At 65.2% G+C, this 21,968-nt stretch carries 24 protein-coding genes and 1 tRNA gene; 14 read left to right on the forward strand and 11 right to left on the reverse strand.

The annotated features are described in order from the left end of the window. Window positions 1-63: 63 nt before the first annotated feature. Window positions 64-1,869 carry a histidine kinase gene (locus tag AC4D6D_RS07765; RefSeq protein ID WP_491327161.1) on the reverse strand — a complete coding sequence of 602 codons (1,806 nt, stop codon included), beginning with the start codon at window positions 1,867-1,869 and terminating at the stop codon, window positions 64-66. A 405-nt stretch (window positions 1,870-2,274) separates the two neighbouring features. Here AC4D6D_RS07765 and AC4D6D_RS07770 point away from each other — a divergent pair, with 405 nt between their 5' ends. Both AC4D6D_RS07770 and AC4D6D_RS07775 read left to right on the forward strand, forming a co-directional pair. Beyond that, the gene (locus tag AC4D6D_RS07770) at window positions 2,275-2,742 is read left to right on the forward strand and encodes an Lrp/AsnC family transcriptional regulator (RefSeq protein ID WP_031342574.1); all 468 of its coding nucleotides are present in this window, start codon (window positions 2,275-2,277) and stop codon (window positions 2,740-2,742) included. 20 nt (window positions 2,743-2,762) lie between these two features. Continuing rightward, window positions 2,763-3,281 (forward strand): hypothetical protein, encoded by a 519-nt coding sequence (locus AC4D6D_RS07775; protein ID WP_491327162.1) that lies wholly within the window; start codon window positions 2,763-2,765, stop codon window positions 3,279-3,281. On the opposite strand, the gene aroQ is transcribed toward AC4D6D_RS07775, so the two are convergent. From aroQ to AC4D6D_RS07805, 6 genes are all read right to left on the reverse strand, one after another. Further along, complete coding sequence (aroQ, locus tag AC4D6D_RS07780) at window positions 3,245-3,682, reverse strand: type II 3-dehydroquinate dehydratase (protein ID WP_491327163.1); 438 nt, start codon at window positions 3,680-3,682, stop codon at window positions 3,245-3,247. The two genes, AC4D6D_RS07775 and aroQ, sit on opposite strands and share 37 nt — an antisense overlap. A 100-nt stretch (window positions 3,683-3,782) precedes the next feature. Then, a complete protein-coding gene (locus tag AC4D6D_RS07785) occupies window positions 3,783-4,145 on the reverse strand; it encodes a hypothetical protein (RefSeq protein WP_491327164.1) in 363 nt (120 codons plus the stop codon). Window positions 4,146-4,218: 73 nt separating this feature from the next. Next, complete coding sequence (locus AC4D6D_RS07790; protein WP_491327165.1) at window positions 4,219-4,632, reverse strand: holin family protein; 414 nt, start codon at window positions 4,630-4,632, stop codon at window positions 4,219-4,221. A gap of 90 nt (window positions 4,633-4,722) precedes the next feature. Continuing rightward, a complete protein-coding gene (locus AC4D6D_RS07795; protein WP_491327166.1) occupies window positions 4,723-5,079 on the reverse strand; it encodes a hypothetical protein in 357 nt (118 codons plus the stop codon). Window positions 5,080-5,256: 177 nt separating this feature from the next. Continuing rightward, window positions 5,257-5,472, reverse strand: a complete 216-nt coding sequence (locus AC4D6D_RS07800; protein ID WP_147219808.1) for a hypothetical protein — start codon at window positions 5,470-5,472, stop codon at window positions 5,257-5,259. A 139-nt stretch (window positions 5,473-5,611) separates the two neighbouring features. Beyond that, window positions 5,612-5,688, reverse strand: a tRNA-Pro gene (locus AC4D6D_RS07805). A 284-nt stretch (window positions 5,689-5,972) separates the two neighbouring features. Here AC4D6D_RS07805 and yajC point away from each other — a divergent pair. The 3 genes from yajC to secF all read left to right on the forward strand — a co-directional run bounded on the left by yajC (window position 5,973) and on the right by secF (window position 9,009). Then, window positions 5,973-6,308, forward strand: coding sequence for a preprotein translocase subunit YajC (yajC, locus tag AC4D6D_RS07810; protein ID WP_147219807.1), 336 nt, complete (start codon window positions 5,973-5,975; stop codon window positions 6,306-6,308). Window positions 6,309-6,396: 88 nt separating this feature from the next. Further along, window positions 6,397-8,010 (forward strand): protein translocase subunit SecD, encoded by a 1,614-nt coding sequence (gene secD / locus AC4D6D_RS07815; RefSeq protein WP_147219806.1) that lies wholly within the window; start codon window positions 6,397-6,399, stop codon window positions 8,008-8,010. A 12-nt stretch (window positions 8,011-8,022) separates the two neighbouring features. Then, window positions 8,023-9,009: a protein translocase subunit SecF gene (gene secF / locus AC4D6D_RS07820; protein WP_147219805.1), complete on the forward strand. Its 987-nt coding sequence runs from the start codon at window positions 8,023-8,025 to the stop codon at window positions 9,007-9,009. 58 nt (window positions 9,010-9,067) lie between these two features. On the opposite strand, the gene AC4D6D_RS07825 is transcribed toward secF, so the two are convergent. Both AC4D6D_RS07825 and AC4D6D_RS07830 read right to left on the reverse strand, forming a co-directional pair. After that, a complete protein-coding gene (locus AC4D6D_RS07825) occupies window positions 9,068-10,276 on the reverse strand; it encodes a glycosyltransferase (protein WP_491327167.1) in 1,209 nt (402 codons plus the stop codon). Between the two features lie 23 nt (window positions 10,277-10,299). Beyond that, complete coding sequence (locus AC4D6D_RS07830; RefSeq protein WP_147219803.1) at window positions 10,300-10,872, reverse strand: helix-turn-helix domain-containing protein; 573 nt, start codon at window positions 10,870-10,872, stop codon at window positions 10,300-10,302. A gap of 180 nt (window positions 10,873-11,052) precedes the next feature. Between AC4D6D_RS07830 and AC4D6D_RS07835 the strand changes: the two genes are divergently transcribed. Beyond that, window positions 11,053-12,876, forward strand: coding sequence for a DUF885 domain-containing protein (locus AC4D6D_RS07835; RefSeq protein WP_491327168.1), 1,824 nt, complete (start codon window positions 11,053-11,055; stop codon window positions 12,874-12,876). Between the two features lie 34 nt (window positions 12,877-12,910). Here the strand turns inward: AC4D6D_RS07835 and AC4D6D_RS07840 are convergent, their stop codons facing one another. Continuing rightward, window positions 12,911-14,695 carry an ABC-F family ATP-binding cassette domain-containing protein gene (locus AC4D6D_RS07840; protein ID WP_491327169.1) on the reverse strand — a complete coding sequence of 595 codons (1,785 nt, stop codon included), beginning with the start codon at window positions 14,693-14,695 and terminating at the stop codon, window positions 12,911-12,913. Window positions 14,696-14,837: 142 nt separating this feature from the next. Here AC4D6D_RS07840 and AC4D6D_RS07845 point away from each other — a divergent pair, with 142 nt between their 5' ends. From AC4D6D_RS07845 to AC4D6D_RS07860, 4 genes are all read left to right on the forward strand, one after another. After that, entirely contained in the window at window positions 14,838-15,161 is a 324-nt protein-coding gene (locus AC4D6D_RS07845) for a PepSY domain-containing protein (protein WP_147219800.1), read from the forward strand. 180 nt (window positions 15,162-15,341) lie between these two features. Then, window positions 15,342-16,019, forward strand: coding sequence for a response regulator transcription factor (locus AC4D6D_RS07850; protein WP_147219799.1), 678 nt, complete (start codon window positions 15,342-15,344; stop codon window positions 16,017-16,019). A gap of 86 nt (window positions 16,020-16,105) precedes the next feature. Beyond that, a complete protein-coding gene (locus AC4D6D_RS07855) occupies window positions 16,106-17,458 on the forward strand; it encodes a sensor histidine kinase (protein ID WP_491327221.1) in 1,353 nt (450 codons plus the stop codon). 90 nt (window positions 17,459-17,548) lie between these two features. Next, entirely contained in the window at window positions 17,549-17,752 is a 204-nt protein-coding gene (locus AC4D6D_RS07860; protein ID WP_491327170.1) for a hypothetical protein, read from the forward strand. A gap of 129 nt (window positions 17,753-17,881) precedes the next feature. Here the strand turns inward: AC4D6D_RS07860 and AC4D6D_RS07865 are convergent, their stop codons facing one another. Further along, on the reverse strand, window positions 17,882-18,184 hold the full coding sequence (locus tag AC4D6D_RS07865; RefSeq protein WP_147219830.1) for a chorismate mutase: 303 nt from the start codon (window positions 18,182-18,184) through the stop codon (window positions 17,882-17,884). A gap of 108 nt (window positions 18,185-18,292) precedes the next feature. Between AC4D6D_RS07865 and AC4D6D_RS07870 the strand changes: the two genes are divergently transcribed. The 4 genes from AC4D6D_RS07870 (at window position 18,293) to AC4D6D_RS07885 (ending at window position 21,944) form a co-directional block, all read left to right on the forward strand. Further along, window positions 18,293-19,309 carry a polyprenyl synthetase family protein gene (locus AC4D6D_RS07870; RefSeq protein ID WP_147219797.1) on the forward strand — a complete coding sequence of 339 codons (1,017 nt, stop codon included), beginning with the start codon at window positions 18,293-18,295 and terminating at the stop codon, window positions 19,307-19,309. Between the two features lie 387 nt (window positions 19,310-19,696). Continuing rightward, window positions 19,697-19,948 carry a hypothetical protein gene (locus tag AC4D6D_RS07875; RefSeq protein ID WP_491327171.1) on the forward strand — a complete coding sequence of 84 codons (252 nt, stop codon included), beginning with the start codon at window positions 19,697-19,699 and terminating at the stop codon, window positions 19,946-19,948. Between the two features lie 33 nt (window positions 19,949-19,981). Beyond that, window positions 19,982-21,055 (forward strand): linear amide C-N hydrolase, encoded by a 1,074-nt coding sequence (locus tag AC4D6D_RS07880; protein ID WP_491327172.1) that lies wholly within the window; start codon window positions 19,982-19,984, stop codon window positions 21,053-21,055. A gap of 118 nt (window positions 21,056-21,173) precedes the next feature. Further along, the gene (locus AC4D6D_RS07885) at window positions 21,174-21,944 is read left to right on the forward strand and encodes an energy transducer TonB (protein WP_491327173.1); all 771 of its coding nucleotides are present in this window, start codon (window positions 21,174-21,176) and stop codon (window positions 21,942-21,944) included. Window positions 21,945-21,968 lie beyond the last annotated feature (24 nt).

Genomic DNA, 21,968 nt, shown 5'->3' on the forward strand with positions numbered 1-21,968 from the left:
GGACGGATGATGTGAAAGGAACGATTTAGCCGTAAAGTGTTCCGCTTCGGTAAAGGCGATCCGTCAAAGAGCGCGCAGGTGCGCTTCCTGGACGGCGGGGAGCGAGAGCTTGAGTTCGTTATCCTCGCGGTCCAGCCCGCCCCCGGCAGCGCTCGCCTCGGCGGCGGCGAGGCGCAAGGTGAAGCCGATGCCGAACATGCCGGTGGAGAGCGACTGGCCGCGTTCGCTGACCGGCGTTTCGAACAGGCTCTGGGCATCGCGGGCGATCAGCAGCGAGGGCAGGGCGATCCGCATGGCGATGCGGCCATTCTCGACGACAAGCCGCACCGGCAGCAGTTCCTGCGGTGCGGTCATGCCCGCAAGGACCGCGAAGACGCGCCAGAGCATGCGCTCGATTTCGGTGCGGTCCACGGCGACGAGGACCGGGAGCGCTTCCACAGGCGGCAGCACGAAGCCGCTGCCGCGCGGTTCGGTCCAGGCCTTGAGGCGCGCGACCGTCTCGGTCAGCACCGAGGCGAGATCGCATTCACCGGGCTCGATGCCGAGCGCACCGCATTCGAGCTTCACCAGCCGGTCGAGTTCCTCGAACCCGGCGAGAATATGCGCGCAGTCCCCGGCGATCGCGGCGGCGAGGGCGCGATACTCGTGCGGGGCGGGGCCGTAGAGCTGCTGCTGGATGATCTCGGCGGCGACCTGGATGGCATTGGCCGGGGTGCGCAGTTCATGGAGGACCTGGCGCATGCGGTCCGCCTCGCTCGGCTCGGCTTCGGGTGCGGCATCGACGGCGGCAATCCTGCCGGGGCGGCGCAGGCGGCCCGCATAGCCGGTGAAGCGGCCGCTGGCGGGATCGAAGTGCGGCACCGCGTCAATCTGCCAGGCACCGCTGACGGCAGGTGCTCCGGTCACTTCGATTCGCGCGTCGCGCAGCGGCTGGCGATGGCGCATCGACAGCGCGAGGCCGGGGACATGCAGCGCGGCCGAGGCCAAAGGGCTGGAGATCGGCGGGCTGGGCGATAGCGGTGCAGCAGGATCGAGCGGTTCGCCCAGCGCCGGATCGAGAGCCGGGAGATTGAGGCCGATGAGGGCGCTGGCATGGACGCCGTCCGCCCAGCAGATGCGGCCTTCCGCGTCGGTCGCGAAATCGATGGCGGCAAGAGCGGGAGCGGGCGAATCGGCTGCCGGCAGCCGGGTGGTGCTGCCGCTTGTTGCCGTCTGGCTTTCGCGCGCCTTGCGGAATTCCTCGATGCGGCGGACGATCGCGCCGATCCCGGCTTCGCCTTCATTCGAGAGAGGCGCACTGGTCGCGCTTCGGGTGACGGCCTGTTCGAACGCGGCGAAGGGGGCGGGTGCGGCGGAGAGGACTTCTGCTTCCGGAAAAGCGTCCTCTTCGAGCAGGTCCAGCGGCTCCGCCGATTCGGTCGCGGTTTCGGCAGGCGGCAGGGCGCGGTCACGGATGCCGAGGCGAGCGAGCAGGGCTTCCACTTCCGCACCGAGATCGCGGCGATGGCGCAGGATGCCGCGCGCGCGCACCGGCAGCGCGGGGACGAGGTTCAGCCAGCCCGCCTCGTCGAGCCGGGCGGTGCCGATGGCAGCCATGGCGACTTCGGGTTCCGCTTCGGCGAAGAGGGCGAGCAGGCGCGGGTTTGTCAGCGGCTGGAGCGGTTGGCGCACCAGACGGGCACGGTCGGCGGCGGGAATCACGCCCGCCAGTTCCGTAACACGCGCAAATCCGGCTTCGATTGCGTCCGAGCGCGCGTCGCCGGGGAGGCGGCCGAGGATGTCGATCAGCTGCCGGTACTGGATGCGCGCCAGCGCGTCCCCGGAGGACGGCAGGCGCAGTACCGTGGCAAGGCGATCGTCGAAGTGCATTCCGGCTCCTTGGTGTCTGATCCGAAACTGTCGTTTCGGATCGTTCGGCACCGGCCCTCTCCCCCACCCGCCCCCAACGAATGTACCCTGTGGGAGGTCGGGTGGGGGAGAGGGCCGGTGCCGAACCGAAATTCGCGCTTCCGCGAATTTCGAATCAGACCGTTACGCGCCTCGCAAGTGCTTGCGAAGACGCCTTATCCCTATCTTGCCCGGTTTACGCCTGAGAGGTTAAGCCGAGGTCACCGGGGTTCTATCAAACTGTGCAGACGCTGTAAGTCGGTAGATTGTAGGCGTTGCAATGCGGGACGATTACGCTATGGGATAATATTATTACAGGGGTGTCGGCGTTTTCGAGTGGATATTGCATGCCGGATCACGCTGGGCGCCCCGCAAGGAAAGTTTCGCATGATTAATCTCGATGACATCGATCGCCGTCTGCTTGCAGAGTTGCAGGACGAGGGGCGGATCACCAATGTCGAACTCGCCCAGCGCGTCGGTCTCACCGCGCCGCCTTGCCTGCGCCGCGTGCGCAGCCTTGAGGAATCGGGCATCATCCAGGGCTACCACGCCGACCTCGACGCCTCGAAGCTGGGCTTCACGATCACCGTCTTCGCGCTGGTCAGCCTGAAGAGCCAGGCCGAGGAATCGCTCCGCGCCTTCGAAGACCACATGAAGGGTCTGCCCGAAGTCCGCGAATGCCACATGCTCAACGGCGAGATCGACTTCATCCTGAAGATCGTCAGCCGCGACCTCCAGAGCTTCCAGGAATTCCTGACCAGCAAGCTGACGCCAGCCCCGAACGTGGACAGCGTCAAGACCTCGCTGACGATCCGCACCGCCAAGAGCGTGCCCGGCGTGCCGCTGGAAGCCTGAGAGCGATACACCGCGTGGCAATGACGAAGAAAACGCGCCGCGTCCTCCTGTTGGGCGCGGCGTTGCTGTTGGTGGGTGGGAACCTCTGGTGGTTCACCCGTCCACCCGAACCGCGCCTGCCCGATTTCGAGCTGGGCGCGATTCCCTTGCAGGCGCAGTTCCCGGCCGGGGAACTGGCGCACCTTCCGATGTTCGACAGGGGGCAGGGGAAGTGGCTGGTCGAAGGGCGTCCAGTGGCATCGCTCGCCGCGCTGCGACGGCTTGTGACCGGCGCCGATATGAGCGGCACGGATGGCAATTATCTGCTGGTCCGGGTGCCGGAACCCGGTTCCGCGGACCTGGTTCGCGCCATGCTGCTGTCGCTGAGTGAGCAGGGCGAGTGCGTCGTGGCCCTGACCGATGGTTCCGCTACGCCTGATTCCAGCGGACGAATGGCGGCGCCTCTCCACCGGATCGTCACCGTGCGCGACGATTCCGGCGAGATGCATCGCTGCAATGCGATTCAGAGTTCGGCCGCGCCTTCCAGCGCCAGCAGGTAGCTTTTCGCGCCGAAGCCCGCGACGGTCGCCTTGGCGGCCATGCCGACCCACGACGTGTGGCGAAATTCCTCGCGCGCATGCGGGTTGGAGAGGTGGACCTCGATCACCGGCACCGTGATCGAACGGATCGCGTCATGCAGCGCGACCGAGGTATGCGTATAGGCGCCGGGATTGATGAGCACCGCGTGGGCGCCTTCGTCCTCGGCTTCGTGCAGCCAGTCCACGAGGTGGCCTTCGTGGTTGGACTGGCGCATGTCGATCGTGCAGCCGAGCGCTTCGCCGCGCTCCACCAGCATAACACCGATGTCGTCCAGCGTCTGCGAGCCGTAGATGCCGGGTTCGCGCTTGCCGAGGCGGTTGAGGTTGGGTCCGTTGAGGACGTAGACGAGCTTGCTGGCCATTTCGCGAATTCCCGGTGCGGTTGCTATCCGGGCGCGGCTCTAGAGCATTTTTCTGCCTGCTGGAAACACCTGGCGGCGCGGAACATGTGAAGAGGGCGGGTTACTGCGGTGCGGGCATCTCGTCGCCGACGGGGCGGCCATCGGCCTGATATCCTGCGGGTGCCGGGCCTGCGGCAGGCTGCGCGCTCTCGTCCGGACTGTCCTGAGGCGCATCGGCTTTTGGTTCGGCTGCGTCGCCGGAGTAGAATTTCGCGAGTTCGGCAGCGTTGGCCTGGCGCCGCGCGGCGGCGGCTTCGCGCTCGGCCTGCTGTCGGGCGTCGGCTTCCTGCTCGGCCGAGGCCTTGGCTTCCGCGAGTTGCCGTTCCAGTTCTTCCTCGCGGCTTGGCCCGCAGGCGGCCAGCGCCAGGACCGGGATCAGCACCGGGATCAGGATCGGCGCGATGCGCGCTATGCTGCGAAACACTCTTGGCTCCTTGCAGGGATGGCGAAAGACGCATCCCTGCAAGGATAGCTAGCGGCGAAGGCTTGGCTTTGTCTTAACGGTCGCTGCCCTTGGTCTTGCCCCATTGGCGCATCGCCGAGTAACCGAGATAGCCGGTGCCGAAGAGGGCGTAGAGCGGTTCCGGAATGCCGTTCAGATAGGCGGTCATGGCCTCGCCGATGGCACGGGCGGTTGCCGGGCTCAGCGCACCGATCAGGCCCATCGGCAAGGCCCAGAGAATCATCGCGTAGATGACGTAGAGAAAGCTCGGCCGGGCGCGGCTGGTCCAGGGATCGGGGGAAGAGGCTTCTGCGACGATGGGTGAGAGGCTCGCCTGAAGTAGCTGCAATTCCTGCGAATTTTCGAGTTTGAGCAGTTCCAGCTTGGCGCGATCGCGGGCTTCGGGGTCGGGAATCACCTTGTCGATGATCTTCGAGACCGGTGCGAGTATAGAATCGAACAGGGGCATTTGCGGGCACTCCCTTGGATGGTGGCCCGCAACCAGATAACCGAAGCCGTCGATGTAGGAAAATGCGCCCCCGTCAGCGTTTCCTGGCCGTCACCGTTTCTTGGCCGGTGCGCACATCTCGTCCGCGCGATCGGCTAGCGCGAAGTCGCCCGCTTTCAGTGCGGTCTTGCGGGCATCGGCGCAGCGCCCGTCCGCCACCAGCGCGCCGACTTCCTCGCGCAGGCCCTGCTGTCGCTGAGCCTCTTCGCGGTCCTCGTTCTCCTTGTGAAGCCGATCGACTTCCTGAAAGCCCGCGTGGCGCTGCTGGATCGGATTTTCGCCGCTGTTCGGCTGGACGGAGCAGGAGGCGATATTGCCGAGCCGGTAGCAGGTCGAAGTCTGCGCCATGGACGGCGAGGCGGCGACGGCGCCGAAAGCGAGGCCGATCGCGGCAAGCGTGAACTTCATCTGCACCCCCTGCTTCTTGACTCGAAGTATTGCTCCGAATGACCCTGCTGCATTGTTCAGTCAAGAACTTCCGGCGCTGGCTGGCGGCCGGGAAAGAGCGTCGATTCCATTCGCGTATCGCTGATGGATATTTGTGCGGCTTCAAGTAAACGACTTGAGGTCGGCGCTCGGAAAGCGTCAGACATCCCGTGGGATAGGGCGATCCAGGTAGCTGGTTTCCCCTCGCTTGCGCGCTTCCCAGGCATTCGTGCGTTCGCGGGCGTAGGCCTTCTGCACGCGGACCCTGCTGATGCCGTAGCGCAGAGCCAGTTCGCCAAAGGTCGCGCCGTCGATCACGGCAACGTAAATGGCGGCATTTCGCTCGTGGTTGGGGCTGGAATTTTCAGGGGTCATCGCATTCTCCCATTCTGGCGGCGCGATTCGCGCAGGCGATCCGATGGAGGCGCGGCCAACAGGTGTACGCCGATCGATACGGAGACCGCAGAAACGAAAATGCCGCTTCCTGCGCGAGGCAGGAAGCGGCATTTTTCATTGGTCGGGACGAGAGGATTCGAACCTCCGACCCCCACACCCCCAGTGTGATGCGCTACCAGGCTGCGCTACGTCCCGACCGGAGGGCGCCCTATAGGCAGCATATTTTGAGAGCGCAAGCGTCTCGATGAGACTTTCTTCATCGCGGTTGAAGCGCGCCTGTGGATACTTATCTGCGGGCATGTCGCGGGGGATGGGCGGGCAGGGCCGGAAGGCCGCGCGTTGCCAGTTCTTCGCTTTGTTGCTAACCGCGCCCATCCGGCAAAGTCCTTGAATGGATTTTCCCGGCGAGGCGTGTCGCAGATCGGATGCGGCGCGCGATTCGCGCCGGGGATGAAAAGACGAGAAGGCCCTTCAGTTCAATGCAAAGCTCGATTCTCAACCAGCTCGCCGCCGCCGCTCCTGCGGGCGCGCCTCCGGCATGGATTCAGTACCTGCCGTTCGTGGCGATGGCGGTGATCTTCTGGTTCCTCATCCTGCGTCCGCAGATGAAGCAGCAGAAGGAGCACAAGAACAAGCTCTCGGCGCTCAAGAAGGGCGACGAAGTGCTGACCGGAGGCGGCCTCGTCGGCAAGATCGTCAAGATCGACGACAACTATGCCGACGTCCAGCTGGCGCAGGGCGTGGTCGTGAAGGCCGTCAAGTCGACCATCGTCGACGTGATCCCGCCGGCCGGCTCCAAGCCCGCAAACGACTGATTTTCCGGCATCGCCGGGTCGTTCCGGCCATGCCAGACTGCATGGAGCGCCCCGGACCGGGCGCTCTTTCGGAGAGAAGCCACAGGCTATGCTCGAATTTCCCACCTGGAAGAAGCTCTGGTACTGGGGCCTGACGATCGTCATCGCCCTTTGCGCCGTGCCCTCGCTGGTCTCGCTGACCAATGCGCGCTGGCCCGCATTCCTGCCCGAGCCCAAGATCAATCTCGGCCTAGACCTTGCCGGCGGCAGCCGCCTCCTGCTGGAGGCCAACCGCCAGCAGGTCGTGCAGCAGCGCCTCGAAGGCATGGAAGAATCCGTGCGGACGCGCCTGCGGCAGGCCAGCCCGACCATCGCCATCGGCGATTTCTCCAGCACCGGCGGCCAGCTGGCCTTCACCGTGCGCGATCCTTCGCAAGTCGATGCCGCGCGTGAGGCGATCCTGCCGCTGACCTCGGGTGCGGGCCTCACCGGCCAGCGCGACTGGGACATCACGGTGCAGGACGGCACGCGCTTCATCCTCGTGCCGACCCAGGCGGGCATCGACCTGGCGATCAGCAATGCGATGGAGACCGCAGTCGAAGTCGTGCGCAAGCGCATCGACGCGCTCGGCACCAAGGAGCCGGACATCCGCCGCCTCGGCGGCACCCGCATCGACGTGCAGGTTCCCGGACTTCAGGACCCGCAGGCGTTGAAGAACCTGCTCGGCCAGACCGCCAAGCTCGAGTTCAAGCTGGTCGACGAGACCGCCGTGCCGAGCGACCTTGCCAAGGGCATCGTCCCGCCGGGCGACGAGATCGTGCCTTACGCCAATCCCAACGATCCTGCTGCGGGCGGCGTTCCGGTCCTTGCGGTCAAGCGTCTCGGCGGCATCAAGGGCGACGAACTGACCGATGCCAAGCAGGCCTTCGACCCGAAGACCAATGCCGCCGTCGTCTCGATCACCTTCAACCAGCAGGGCGGCGAGAAGTTTGCGCGGCTGACCAGCGAGAACGTCGGCAAGCGCTTTGCAATCATCCTCGATGGCAAGGTGCTTTCGGCGCCTGCCATGCACGAGGCGATTCTGGGCGGCAGCGCGCAGATCTCGGGCAGCTTCAACGTCCAGTCGGCCACCCAGCTTGCCATCGCGCTGCGTTCGGGCGCGCTGCCGGTCGATCTCACCGTCGTCGAGGAACGCACCGTTGGTCCCGACCTCGGCGCCGATTCGATCCAGAAGGGCGTCGTCGCCATGGGCGTCGGCACCGTGCTGCTGATGCTGTTCATCTTCTTCACTTATGGCCGCTTCGGCGTCTATGCGAACGTCGCGCTGTTCATCAACGTGCTGATGATCCTGGGGATCATGGCGGTGCTGGGCACGACCCTGACGCTGCCGGGCATCGCCGGTTTCGTGCTCACCATCGGTGCCGCGGTTGACGCCAACGTGCTCATCAACGAGCGCATCCGCGAGGAACGCCATCGCGGTCGCCGCGTCGTGCAGGCCGTGGAACTGGGCTACAAGGAGGCGAGCCGCGCCATCTTCGACGCCAACATCACCAACTCGATCGCCGCCGTGCTGATGTTCGCCTTCGGCTCGGGCCCGGTTCGCGGTTTCGCGGTCGTGCTGATGATCGGTATCGTCACGTCGGTGTTCACCGCCGTCACGATGAGCCGCATGTGGGTTGCGGGCTGGCTGCGTCGCGCCCGTCCCAGCGACCTGAACGTATAAAGGTACTGGCGCATGAAGCTCCTCAAGCTCATTCCCGATCACACGAACATCCATTTCCTGCGTTGGCAGTGGCCGTTCTTCATCACCAACCTGCTGGCGATGGCCGCCTCGATCGTGCTGCTGTTCACCCACGGGCTGAACCTCGGCGTCGACTTCGTCGGCGGCCAGATGATCCGCGTGACCTTCGAGCAGAGCGCCACCGCGCCTGCCGGCAAGCTGCGCGACAGCGTGGAGGCGCTCGGCTTCGGTGAGCCGGTGATCCAGACCTTCGGCAAGCCGAACGAAGTCTCGGTGCGCATGAAGCTGCCGGAAGGTTCGGAGGACAATCCGAAGCTGGCCGACGGCATGGCCCGCAAGATCACTGCCAAGGTCCGCCAGGACTTCGCCGACGCCCGCGTCGACGGCGTCGACTCGGTCTCGGGCAAGGTCTCGGGCGAGCTGTTCCACACGGGCATGCTCGCGCTCGGTCTGGCAATGATCTGCATCTCGATCTACATCTGGATCCGCTTCGAATGGCAGTTCGCGGTCGGCGCACTCTTCGCGCTGGTGCAGGATATCCTGCTGACCGTAGGCATGTTCTCGCTGACGCAGATGGAGTTCGACCTCAACATCGTCGCCGCGCTGCTGACGCTGCTGGGCTACTCGCTGAACGACAAGATCGTCGTCTACGACCGTATCCGCGAGAACATGAAGAAGCATCGCCGCATGCCGATGAACGAGCTGCTCGACCTCTCGGTGAACGAGACGCTGTCGCGCACGATCGCGACCTCGCTCTCGGTGCTCATCATGCTCGTGTCGCTGCTGTTCCTCGGCCCCGACGTGATCTTCGGCTTCACCGCCGCCATCACCCTGGGCATCTTCATCGGGACCTACAGCTCGATCTTCATGTCGGCGCCGATCCTGATCTGGCTGGGCGTGAAATCGGATACTTTCGTGAAGACGGAAACCGATATCGACCGTCAGGACCGTCTCGCCCGCGAAGGCGGCGCGCGGCCCTGAAGGTAGCGATAGTTCAAAACGAAAGGGCCGCTCCCGCAAGGAGCGGCCCTTTTTTGCTTCAGGCGGCAGCGGTGATCGCTTCGCCCGCCAGCACGTCGCGCCAGAAGCAGACGAGATTCTGCGCATTGACGCCCCAGGAGAAGCGGCTGACATGGGCGGACACTTCCGCCTGACTCGGCGGGTCGGCGAGGATGTCGCCGACGGCCTCGGCGATGGCTTCGGGGGTGCGCGCGGCGATGCGTCCGGCGGTATCATCCTGCACCACCTCGCGCGCGCCGCCGATATCGGGGATGACGATCGGGGTGCCGCAGGCCAGTCCCTCGATCCAGACATTGGCAAGACCCTCGCTGGCGGAAGGCAGCACCAGCACGTCGGCGGCGCAGAGCACATGCGGCAGGAGGTCGTGGCCGACGAGGCCGAGGAACTGCACCCGCTCGGCGACGCCCAGCCGCTCGGCGAGGGCCCGTAGGGGCTTTTCGTCCTCACCCGTGCCCGCCAGCGCGAGGTGGGCGCCCGGAAGCCGGGCGAGGGCCTCGATCACCAGCCTTTGCCCCTTGCGGGGGATCAGCGAGCCGGGAGTGACGATCAGCGGCCCCTCCGGCCAGATGCCGAGATTGGGCATGGCCGAGACGAGCGCGCGGGCGGCGCCGCGCTCGATGGGGTGGAAGCGCTCGCGGTCGAGGCCGGTGTAATGCACGCCGATGCGGTCACGCGGCATGCCGAGCGCGACCATGTCCTCGCGCAGGGCACGGCTGACGGCCAGCATTCCGGCAGCCTGATGCGCGGCCTGCTGCATCTGTTTCAGCGCGGCCTGACGCTGGCCCCAGTAATGGATATCGGCGCCGCGCGACTTGATGGTCAGCGGCAGGCCCAGTTCGCGCGCGACGATCGCGGCGGCGGGGCCGTCCGGAAAGAAGAACTGCGCGTCCACGAGGTCGAAGGGCTGCTCGGCGTGGAGGCTGCGCACCAGCGGCAGCACGGCGCGGGCGATGCGGGCGGGGTTGCTGTCGCCGCCGATCTTCGGGATCAGGGTGAACTTCGGATAGAGCACCGGCAGGCCCGAGACTTCGCTGCGCTCCGGGATAGCTGCCAGCTTGTCGTAGGGATGGCGGCGGGAGAGCGGCCAGGGCGGCACGCCGATCGGGCTGACCATGGTGAGGTCCACGTCGCCTGCTGCGACGATCGCCCGCATCTGGTTGCCGACGAAGATCCCGAAGGACGGCTTCACCGGATTGGGAAACAGCGTGGCGATGGAGAGGATGCGCATGAGTTGCCTTTAATGGCGGAAGGTTAGAGCTTTCTGACGAGCATTTCCGCAACGGCCAGCCATTGGGGATGTTCCACTCTGGCGACGGACTGGCCGCTGGTCGGGGGCAGCAGGGCGAGCCGCTCGCGGCTGCCGTCGATCAGGCGTCCGAATGCGAAGCGGCCGCCGGGCAGGGGGGCGAGAACGTCGCGGTTGAGCAGCTTCGGCGCATCCTGCGGCGGCGACTGGCGCAGCCAGACCTGATCCCCGGCGCGGTACTCGCCGCAGGACTGTTCGACTTCCATCACCATCCACGGCGTATCGGCGGCAAGATCGCTCGGCAGGATGGCTTCGCGCCGGCTGCGCGGACTGTCGGCACCGCTTTCGGAGAGCACCGCCATGACCATGGCGGGCACTTCGCTCTCGCTGCGCAGCAGGCGCTCCGGCTCGATATCCAGCGCCTTTGCGATTCTATTCATCCAGGCGAGCGAGAGGTTGCGCGTGCCGGTCTCCAGCCGCCCGATGGTCTGCGCAGTCGTCGGCGGCAGGCAGGCGGCGGCGACGTCGGCGAGGGTCAGGCCCTTCTGCAGGCGAATGTCGCGAATACGGTTTATCATCCTGAATGCGCTCGCATAACCGTTCTGGTTTTCCAAGTCCCGTCATGGTGCCATTCTGGAGGCTGTTCGCACAAGACTTCGGCTCCCTATGAATTAATCCGTTTCGGCACCGGAGTTTCGTTGCGGTCTCGCGAAAGGAGCGGCACCTTCGGTGTCACCACCGCATCCCGGGAGAACAGAATGTACCGTCGCGAATTCATGGCCACGGCAGGCGCCGGTCTGGCCTGGAGCCTGCTTGCTTCCCGCCATTCGATTGCCGCTGTCACGACGGGGACCGCCGCCGACACGGCGTTCTATGCGAAGCTCGACGGTCTGTTCTACGACGCGCTGGCGCAAAGCCCGGAAATGGCCAGCTCGCTCGGCCTCGACAAGGGCAAGTATGCGGGTCTGAAGTCCCGCCTGTCCGACGGCAGCACCAAGGGCCGCACTGCCGATCTGGCGCTTGGGCACAAGGCGATCGCCGAAGTCGAGAAAGTCGATCCCGCACCGCTCAGCGAGGCGGGGCGGCGCAACCGAGAACTGGCGCTCTATCAGCTGCGCCAGCGGGTGGTGGCGCAGGACAAGTTCGACCTCGAAAGCGCCCAGCGGCCCTATCTCATCACCCAGCAGGGCGGCGCTTATTTCTCGTTACCCGATTTCCTCGACAGCCGCCACACGATCGAGAACAAGGATGACGCCGAGGCTTATCTCGCGCGCCTTTCCGCCTTCAGGACCGCGCTCGACGACGAGACCCAACTCCAGAAGGAATACGGTGCGCGGGGCGTGGTGGCGCCGGGCTGGTCGCTCGATCTGGCGCTCGGGCAGATGGCGAAATTGCGCGACACGCCCGCAGTCGAGAGCGGCCTTGTAACCTCGCTGGCCAAACGGGCGGCGGCCAAGGGCATCGCCGGCGACTGGGCGGCGCGGGCTTCGGCCATTCTCGAAAATCAGGTCCATCCCGCGCTCGACCGGCAGATCGCACTGCTGAAGGCGCAGCGTCCGACCACGGCGGCGGGCGACGGCGCCTGGCGTCTCAAGCAGGGCGATGAAATCTATGCCGAAGCGCTGAAGCAGGCGACCACGACCGACTATTCGCCCGAGGACGTCCACAAGATCGGCCTCGAACAGGTCGCCGATCTCACCGCGCAGCTCGACACGATCCTGAAGTCCACCGGCCTCACCCAGGGCGCGGTCGGCGCCCGGCTCGATGCGCTGAACAAGCGGCCGGACCAGCTTTACGCGAACACCGATGCCGGGCGCAGCGAGCTTATAGCGGCGCTCAACGAGGGCATTCGCCAGATGTACGCGAAGCTGCCGCAGGTCTTCGACAATCCGCCGCAACAGCCGCTCGAAATCCGACGCGTGCCGCCGGAGATTCAGGACGGCGCCTCGAACGGCTATTACTACCGCGCGCCGCTCGATGGCTCACGCCCGGCGATCTACTGGATCAACCTCAAGGACGTGGGCGACTGGCCTAAGTACACCCTGCCGTCGCTGACTTATCACGAGGGCGTGCCCGGCCATCACCTCCAGGGCGGCTATTCCCAGACCGGGGGCGAATTGCCGATGCTGCTCAAGAACAGCTTCATCTCCGCTTATGGCGAGGGCTGGGCGCTCTATGCCGAGCAGCTTGCCGACGAACTGGGCGGCTACACGGGGCTGGAGCGCGCGGGCTATCTCCAGAGCTACCTGTTCCGCGCCGCGCGTCTGGTGATCGATACCGGCCTCCACCACTATCGCTGGAGCCGCGAGAAGGCAGCGGACTACATGGTCGAGACCGTCGGCTTCGCCCGCCCGCGCTCGCTGCGCGAGGTTGAGCGCTACTGCACGATGATCGGGCAGGCCTGTTCGTACAAGATGGGCCACACCGCCTGGGTCAAGGCGCGCCAGCGAGCGCAGGCGGCGCTGGGCGACGGCTTCACCCTGCCGTGGTTCCACGCCATTCTCGCCGAAGGGGTGATGCCGCTCTCGATGCTAGACAAGCGGGTGGACGAGCGCATCGCCGAGCGTCTCAAGGGGAAGTGAGGAAAAAGGCCGGGGTTCTCGCCCCGGCCTTTCATTACCCTTCGACCTGTTCGGCGAGTTCCAGCCAGCGCTCCTCGGCGGCATCCTTCTCGCCGCGCGCCTTTTCGACGGCGGCGGAGAGGCTGGCGAATTTCGCCGGATCGCGGGTGTAGAGCGCCGGGTCGGCCATGGCCGCCTCGTCGCGCACGATTGCGGCCTCCAGGTCCTCGATCTTCTTGGGCAGCAGTTCGTAGTCGCGCTGGTCCTTGTAGGAAAGCTTGCCCTTTTTGGGCGGCATCGGCGGAGGCGGCGGGGCGGTTTCGCCCTTGGCCTTCGCCTTGCCCGCGCTCGTGCGTTCGCGGCGCTTGGCTTCCCAATCGGCATAGCCGCCCGCGATCACGTCGATATGGCCCGAGCCGTCGAGGCCGAGCGTGACGTTGACGGTGCGATCGAGGAAGTCACGGTCGTGGCTGACGATCAGCACGGTGCCGTCGTAGTCCGCAATCACTTCCTGAAGCAGGTCGAGCGTTTCGAGGTCGAGGTCGTTGGTCGGCTCGTCGAGCACCAGCAGGTTCGAGGTGCGGGCGAACTCGCGGGCGAACAGCAGGCGCGAGCGTTCGCCGCCCGAGAGCGTGCCGACTTTCGCCTCGACCAGGCCGGGGTCGAACAGGAAGTCCTTCAGGTAACCCTGGATGTGCTTGCGCACGCCGACGACGTCGATCCAGTCGCCGCCTTCGGCCAGCACGTCGCGGATGCGCATTTCCGGGCTCATCCGGCTGCGCTGCTGGTCGATCACGGTGGCGTCGAGCGTGGCCGCGCGCGTCACCTTGCCCGCGTCGGGCTGAAGTTCGCCCATCAGGATCTTGAGCAGCGTCGTCTTGCCCGAGCCATTGGCGCCGACCACGCCGATGCGGTCGCCGCGCTGGATGCGCAAGTTGAAGTCCTTGATGACCGTGCGGTCTCCGAACTTCTTGGTCACATGTTCGGCGACGATGACCGACTTGGTCTTGCTGTCGTCGGCCACGACGGCCAGCTTGGCGGCACCCTGCGGCCCCATCATCGAGGCCCGCTGGGCGCGCATTTCCCAGAGCTTGGCAAGGCGGCCCTGGTTGCGCTTGCGCCGCGCGGTGACGCCGCGCTCCAGCCAGTGCGCCTCGATCTTGAGCTTGGCGTCGAGCTTCTGGGCCGCGCGCGCTTCCTCGGCGTAGACTTCCTCTTCCCAGGCTTCGTAGCCGCCGAAGCCGATATCGCGGCGGCGGAGGCCGCCGCGGTCGAGCCAGAGCGTGGCGTTGGTCAGGCGGGTCAGGAAAGTACGGTCGTGGCTGATGACCACGAAAGCGCCGTTGTAGCGCTGGAGCCAGGATTCCAGCCAGTCGATCGCGGCAAGGTCGAGGTGGTTCGTCGGCTCGTCGAGCAGCAGCAGGTCCGGCTCGGAAGCAAGCGCGCGGCAGAGCGCGGCGCGGCGGCGCTCACCGCCCGAGGCGCTCTTGGCCTCGCGCGAAAGGTCGATGCCGAGCTGGTCGGCGATGGCTTCCACTTCGTGCTGCTGCGGGGCGTCGTCGCCGTGGATGGCGAAATCGAGCAGGGTGTCGAAGCCGGTGAAGAACGGGTCCTGCTCCAGCGTCACCACGCGGGTGCCGGGCTGGACCGAGCGCGTGCCCTTGTCGGCATCGACCGTGCCGGCGATCAGCTTGAGCAGCGTCGTCTTGCCTGCGCCGTTGCGGCCGATCAGGGCCAGCCGGTCGCGCGGAGCGATGTTGATGTCGAGGTCCTGGAAGAGCCAGCCGGAGCCCTGGATCAGGCCGAGGTTTTCCCAGCTGAGAATTGGTGCAAGTGCCATGCCCGGCGCCCTACAGGGCAGAGCGGGGGGCTGGCAAGGCGGACTGAGGCATGTGGGATTCGTGCAACAGTCGAAAGCCGGTGCCACCTTCGCGCCACATTCAGGACTTGTTCAAGGCCAGAGGGTTAGGCAGCAAGTCGCTATGAACAAGTCCCTTTCCTCTCTGACGGTCGCAGCCTCGTTGGCATTTGCCGCGTTTGGCATGGTCGGACCGTCGCTTACCGCCCATGCCGCCGATCCCGGCGGCGAGCAGGGCGAAGTGCGCCGTGAACGCCGGGCGGGCAATGTTCTCTCCCTGCCCGATATCGAGCGGCAGGTGCTGCCGCGCATGTCGGGGATGCAGTATCTCGGCCCGGAATTCGATTCCGCCGCCATGGCTTACCGCCTGAAGTTCATCCGCAACGGCAAGGTCTTCTTCGTGGATGTCGACGCCCGGACGGGCCGTGTGATCGGCCAGTCGCGTTAGTTGGGCATATTGAGGTGGGGATGAACGGATCTTGTTCATCTTTACGTTCATATTTGAACGCCTAGTGCTAACAGCGAAGCGGAAGCACTGGAACCAAGCCGGTTCCCGTCGCTTGACGCTCCGGGACCCCGGTCCCATTTCGGAAGTTCCATGCAGCCCCCACTTTAGGGAGAGACCGAATTGCGCATCCTGATCGTCGAGGATGAACCCACGCTCGGCAACCAGCTCAAGACCACGCTGGAGCAGACCGGCTATGCCGTAGACTTGTCCGTCGACGGCGAGGACGGCCACTTCCTGGGTTCGACCGAAGACTACGACGCCGTCATCCTCGACCTCGGCCTGCCCGAGATCGACGGGCTGACCGTGCTCGGCATGTGGCGCAGGGAAGGGCGCAATTTCCCGGTCCTGGTGCTGACCGCGCGCGATTCCTGGTCGGACAAGGTGGCGGGCCTCGATGCCGGCGCCGACGACTATCTTGCCAAGCCGTTCCAGACCGAGGAACTGATCGCCCGCCTGCGCGCGCTTATCCGCCGTGCCTCGGGCAATACCTCCAGCGAACTGACTGCGGGAGAGGTCCGCCTCGACACCCGCTCTGGCCGCGTCACGCTCGACGGCGAGCCGGTGAAGCTCACCGCGCAGGAATACAAGCTGCTGTCCTACCTGATGCACCACAAAGGCAAGGTGGTCAGCCGCACCGAACTGATCGAGCACATCTACGATCAGGACTTCGACCGCGATTCGAACACGATCGAGGTCTTCGTCACCCGCATCCGCAAGAAGCTGGGTGCCGATGTCATCACGACGATTCGCGGCCTCGGCTACAGCCTCGACGACCCCGCAGAACCCGGTCGGGGTTAAGATTGGGGGCTGAAAACGCCGGGAGTGGTCAGGTGCAGGAAGGAGACGTGCGCGAAGAGGAGGCCCTGAATCAGGTCGGCCCGCGCATGAAGGCGTCCAACACCGGATCGCTGGCCCGGCGCATGATGCTGATCGCGGCAGGGTGGATCTTCATCCTGCTGCTGGTCGGCGGCCTCGCGTTGGACCGCACGCTGACCGGCCTCATTTCGCGCAATTTCGACGAGCAGCTCGGCTACATGCTGGCCGGCATGATCGGCTCGGCGGAGATCGGGCCGGACGGGGAAGTGTTCTTCATCCGCCCGCTCGGCGACCAGCGTTTTCTGGAGCCGAATTCCGGCCTCTACTGGCAGATCCGTGCCAAGGGGCACGAGGATTTCCCTTCGCGCTCGCTGTGGGACCGCACGCTGAACGTGCCCGCCGACCACTTCGACGCGCAGCCGCACGTCTACGACAGCGACCAGTTCGCCGGCGAGCCGCTGCGGGTCATGGAGCGCTCGATCATCCTGCCGGGCAGCGATTCGAAGTGGATGTTCACGGTGGCCGCCAGCCGCGCGGACCTCAACGAACAGCTCAAGATGGTGCGCGGCATCCTGGTCTACAGCTTCGTCGCGCTGGGCTTCGGCCTCTTGCTGATGGCGGGGATGCAGACATGGTACGGGTTGTTTCCGCTGCGCCATGTGCGCCGCGCGATCCAGAAGCTGCGCACGACCGGGGCCAGCCGCGTCACCCAACCGCTGCCGCAGGAAGTGCAGCCGCTGGTCGAGGAACTGAACGCATTGCTCGCCCATACCGAACGCCAGGCGGAGGAAGCACGCACCCATGCGGGCAACCTAGCCCATGCGCTCAAGACCCCGCTGACGGTGGTGATGAACGCCGCCACCGCCAAGGCGCCGGACCTTTCCGATACCGTCATCCGCGAGGCGGCGGTCATGCGGCGTCAGGTCGATCACCATCTGGCGCGCGCCCGCGCGGTCGGCCGCCGCGCGGTCGGCCAGTCACGCGCGGAACTCTGGCCGAGCCTCGAAGCCGTGCTGCGCGCGGTCGAGCGGCTCTACGATCAGGCGCGCCTCGATCTCGACGGCAACCGCGAGGCGGTGGTCGCGCTGGAGAAGCAGGACCTTGAGGAAATCCTCGGCAACCTGATCGAGAATGCGGCGAAGTACGGCGGCGGCAGCGTCTTCGTCACGGTAGATCCGGACCGCGCCGCGCCGCTCTGCGAAGTCTGGATCGAGGACGACGGCATGGGCATCCCCGAGGCCGAACGCATCCGCATCTTCGACCGCGGCGCCCGACTCGATACCGGCAAGCCCGGCACCGGGCTGGGCCTTGCCATCGTGCGCGATGTCGTGGAAATCTATGGCGGCACCGTGGAACTCGACGAAAGCGAGGATCTCGGCGGTCTGCTGGTAAAGCTCAAGCTGCCGCGGGTCGATGCATAGAACCAATTCTTGGGGGAAGCGGCGCGGAGGTGGTTGCGGCTCCGGTCATTCGTCCCCATTGGCGCGGTTTACCAGATCAAGGACACTCTCATGACCGATTCCATCAACCTTTCGCTGTCGTCCGACGAGATCGAAATCATCGTCGATGCGCTGGAAGCCGATCTCGAAGGCTATGTCGAGGCGGCCAAGGAAGCACGCGGCAACAACAACCGCGAGGACGTGACCACCTTCACCGAAGCGGCAACCCGCATCCAGACCCTGATGTCGAAGCTTCAGGATCTGGTCGAAGAGTAAGCTCGTTTCCGGCGTGGCCCTGGCCCTCGCGTGAAGGCGAAGGCTGGGGCTATCGCCCGAAGGGCTGGGGTAATCGCCCGAAGTTTCGTCTTTGCTTCGCTAGGCTCGCAATGACGACAGCGGCGGGAATTACGCCTCGTTCTTCGCCCGCTCGTGATGGCGGATCACTTCGTCGATGATGAAGCGGATGAACTTTTCGCCGAAGTCGGGATCGAGGTTCGCGTCTTCCGCCAGCTTGCGCAGGCGCACGATCTGGCGCTCTTCGCGCCCGGGATCGGAGGCGGGAAGGTCCTTCTCGGCCTTGTAGGCGCCGACGGCCTGGGTGATCCGGAAGCGTTCCGCCAGCATGTGGATGAGAGCGGCGTCGATATTGTCGATGCTCGCACGGAAGCTGGCGAGAACGGGGTCGGCTGCGGGAGTTTCCTGGGTCATCGCGAGGTCCGCTAGCACGGGTTCGCCGCCCGTTCCAGTCGGCGTGTTTGCTCCAGACATGGCATTCGCTCTTGCGTTACGGGCGCCGAACGCGCAATGCGCGGGGCGATGAGTGCCGACGTTCTCCCCCTGCGCGCACGCGGGTCGCAGCCAACCCTCGCTCCCATGCTGGCGGTTACCGCTGCCGGCATGAACAGCGTCAACGCCGTCATCCTTGACCGGATGCAGAGCGAGATTCCCCTCATTCCGGCCCTGGCCGGGCACCTGATCGCGGGCGGCGGCAAGCGCATGCGCCCGATGCTGATGGTCGCCGCGGCCGAGCTTTGCGGCTATCAGGGCACGCGCCACCACCGGCTGGCCGCCGCCGTGGAGTTCCTTCACACGGCCACGCTCCTGCACGACGATGTCGTCGACGGTTCCGACATGCGCCGCGGCAAGGCCGCCGCGAACATCGTGTTCGGCAATCCGGCGACGGTGCTGGTGGGCGATTTCCTGTTCACCCGCGCGTTCGAACTGATGGTCGAGGACGGCAGCCTCAAGGTCCTCAAGATCTTCTCGAAAGCCAGCTCGATCATCGCCGAGGGCGAGGTCGACCAGCTCACCGCCCAGCGCCGGATCGAGACGAGCGAGGAGCACTACCTCCAGATCATCGGTTCGAAGACCGCCGCACTCTTCGCCGCCGCCACCCGCATCTCGGCCGTGGTCGCGGAAAAGACCGAGGCGGAGGAGCTGGCGCTCGACGCTTATGGCCGCAACCTCGGCATCGCTTTCCAGCTGGTGGACGATGCGATCGACTACGATTCCGAAGCCGCCGAATCGGGCAAGGACAAGGGTGACGATTTCCGCGAGGGCAAGATGACCCTGCCGGTGATCCTCGCCTATGCGCGCGGCACTGCCGAGGAGCGCAAGTTCTGGGAGGAAGCCATCGCCGGTTTCCGCACCGAGGACGAAGACCTTGCCCACGCGGTCGAACTGATCAACCGCCACGGCTGCGTCGAGGCCACGCGCGAGCGGGCGCGGCTCTACGGCCAGCGTGCCATCGACGCGATCTCGATCTTCCCGGCGGGCGCCGCACGCGACGCCATGTGCGAGGCGGTCGAGTTCGCGATCGCGCGTCGCTACTGAGCCGATTTCGCGCTACCTCTTTACGGATCGAACGCCGGGCAGGTTCTGCCCGGCGTTTTCTTATGGCGCAGACAAGAAAGAGAAGATCGCGCAAGGGCGCGATCTTCTCTTGCCTTCGTCAATCCTGCTTTTCGAGCAAGCGCATGGACGAGTTGACGGATATTGCTGACGTGGATCAGGCCTCGCCTGGCCCGTTGGTTTACGGGGTAGTAATCATGAGAATTCCGACCTGATTTCGATTAATTACTGCTGTAATTGCCGAATATGATGAAATCTATTCGGTTGATGGCATGGGTAATGAGCTATAGGCTTCGATGAAACGAATTCCTGAATAAGGAGGTCGTCAATGTCGAGTGCATTCTCCGGGTCAGTCCTCTTTCCCAAGCCATGGCGGAGGAAGTTTTTTCCTCGCCCGAACAGGCAAATGTTGGCGGCTTCGGCGCCGGTTCCGACGTCAGCATCAATGCGCTCGCCATGCTGGGCTATCGCACGCATCTGCTGGGGCAGCGGATGATCCTGCGCGGCGGCTATCGTGTCATCTACGAGGATTACAGCCAGGACGATTTCACCGGGCGCGGCAGGTTCGTCTGGGACATGCGGCCGCGCGGCCCTGTGCTTGGCCTTTCCATGCTGCTTTGACCGCGCTTCTTTCCCGCGAAGAGGAGAATGACCATGCCAGTGATGACGAAACTCGGGCGGGCGCTGGGCCTGCTGGCGGCACCGGGACTGCTGGCCGCAGGCACTTCCGCCGATGCCTGCACGCGCGCGGTCTATCTCGGCCCGAACGGCAATGTCATCACCGCCCGCTCGATGGACTGGAAAAGCGACATCGTCTCCAACTTGTGGATACTGCCGCGCGGCATTGCCCGGAGCGGGGAGGCGGGACCGAACTCGATCAGGTGGACGGCCAAGTACGGCAGCCTCGTGGTCAGCGGCTATGACGTATCGAGCACCGACGGGGTGAACGAGAAGGGCCTCAACGCCAACATGCTCTGGCTGGTCGAATCGGAGTATCCGCATTTCGACGGCAAGGGCAAACCCGGCCTGACCATCGCGGCCTGGGCGCAATATGCCCTCGACAATTTCGCGACCGTGGCGGAGGCCGTGGCGGCGCTGGAGAAGGAGCCGTTCACTATCGTCACCGACAACGTGCCGGGCGAGAACCGCTTGACCACGGTGCATCTCTCGCTGTCCGACGCCAGCGGAGACAGCGCCATTTTCGAGTATATCGAGGGCAAGCTGGTGATCCACCACGGCCGCGAACACCAGGTCATGACCAACTCGCCCATGTACGACGAGCAACTCGCGCTCAATTCCTACTGGAAGGGCATCGGCGGCACGGTGATGCTGCCCGGCACGAACCGCGCGGCGGACCGCTTCGCGCGGGCATCTTTCTACATCAACGCCATTCCCAAGGACGAGGACCCGAACAAGGCGCTCGCCTCGGTCTTCAGCGTGATCCGCAATGCCTCGGTCCCCTACGGCATCAACACGCCCGAGCAGCCGAATATCTCCTCCACCCGCTGGCGCACGGTGTTCGATCACAAGCGCGGGCTCTACTTCTTCGAATCGGCGCTGACGCCGAACACCTTCTGGGTGAACCTCAAGAAGATCGATTTCTCGAAGGAGACGGGCAAGGTGAAATGGCTCGACCTTGGACCTAATCAGGATCACACCTTCTCCGGCGAGGTGAACGGCGATTTCGTAGAGCGTGCACCGCTTCGCTTCCTCGGCCTGAGCGGCTGAGTTTCCGCGCTTTACGGCACAGTCCGGCGGTTTTTTGGCACGGGACTCCGCCGTGCAATGATCCTGCAACATCCCTGCAATTGCAGTGGCATGGGAAGCGCCCTATTCAGGCGCCGCCATGCCCGCCGAATCCGAGATGGTGACATCGGGCTATCAGCCCGGTTCGCCGCGCCAACGCTTCGTTTCTTCGATCCTCTCTGGGGGGTTGATCCTCATTGCGCTGCTTCTGGCTATCTACCAGACCGGCCTCGTTCCCCAACTGGTTGAGAAGACGACGTCTCTGACGACCTTCGATGTCGTCGACCACGACCGCGACAAGGGCGGCGAGAAGCCGGAAAAGCCCAAGCAGCGCGAAGAAAAGAAGACTGAAAAGACCAGCCAGGCCAAGGTCGTCCAGGAAAAGGTGCCGCCGACTCCGCCGGTCGTGAAGCCGGTGGAGGAAAAGCCGGCCTTCACTTTCCTCAAGCTGTCGCGGCAGGAATTCGCCGCCGCCGATATCGGCAAGATGAAGGGACCGGAGCCGGCCCAGGGCTCCGCCGCGCCCAGCGGTGGCTCCGGCGGGACTTACGGTCCCGGCGAAGGTCCGGGCGGCGCCACGCTCTACAATGCCGACTGGTTCCGCCGCCCGACCGACGCACAGCTTGGCGGCTATCTGCCCGAAAACCGCCCACGCAGCGGCTGGGGCATGATCGCCTGCCAGACCATCGAGCACTACAAGGTCGAGAATTGCCAGATCCTCGGCGAATCGCCGCGGGGGTCCGGCTTCGGTCGCGCGGTGCTCAACGCCGCCTGGCAGTTCGAGGTGCTCCCGCCGCGCATCAACGGCAAGCAGCAACTCGGAACCTGGGTGCGCATTCGTATCGATTACGGCACCAAGGGCGATATCTGAAGGCCGAGCCTCGGCCTCTTCGAA

Source organism: Novosphingobium sp. BF6 (assembly GCF_058273105.1).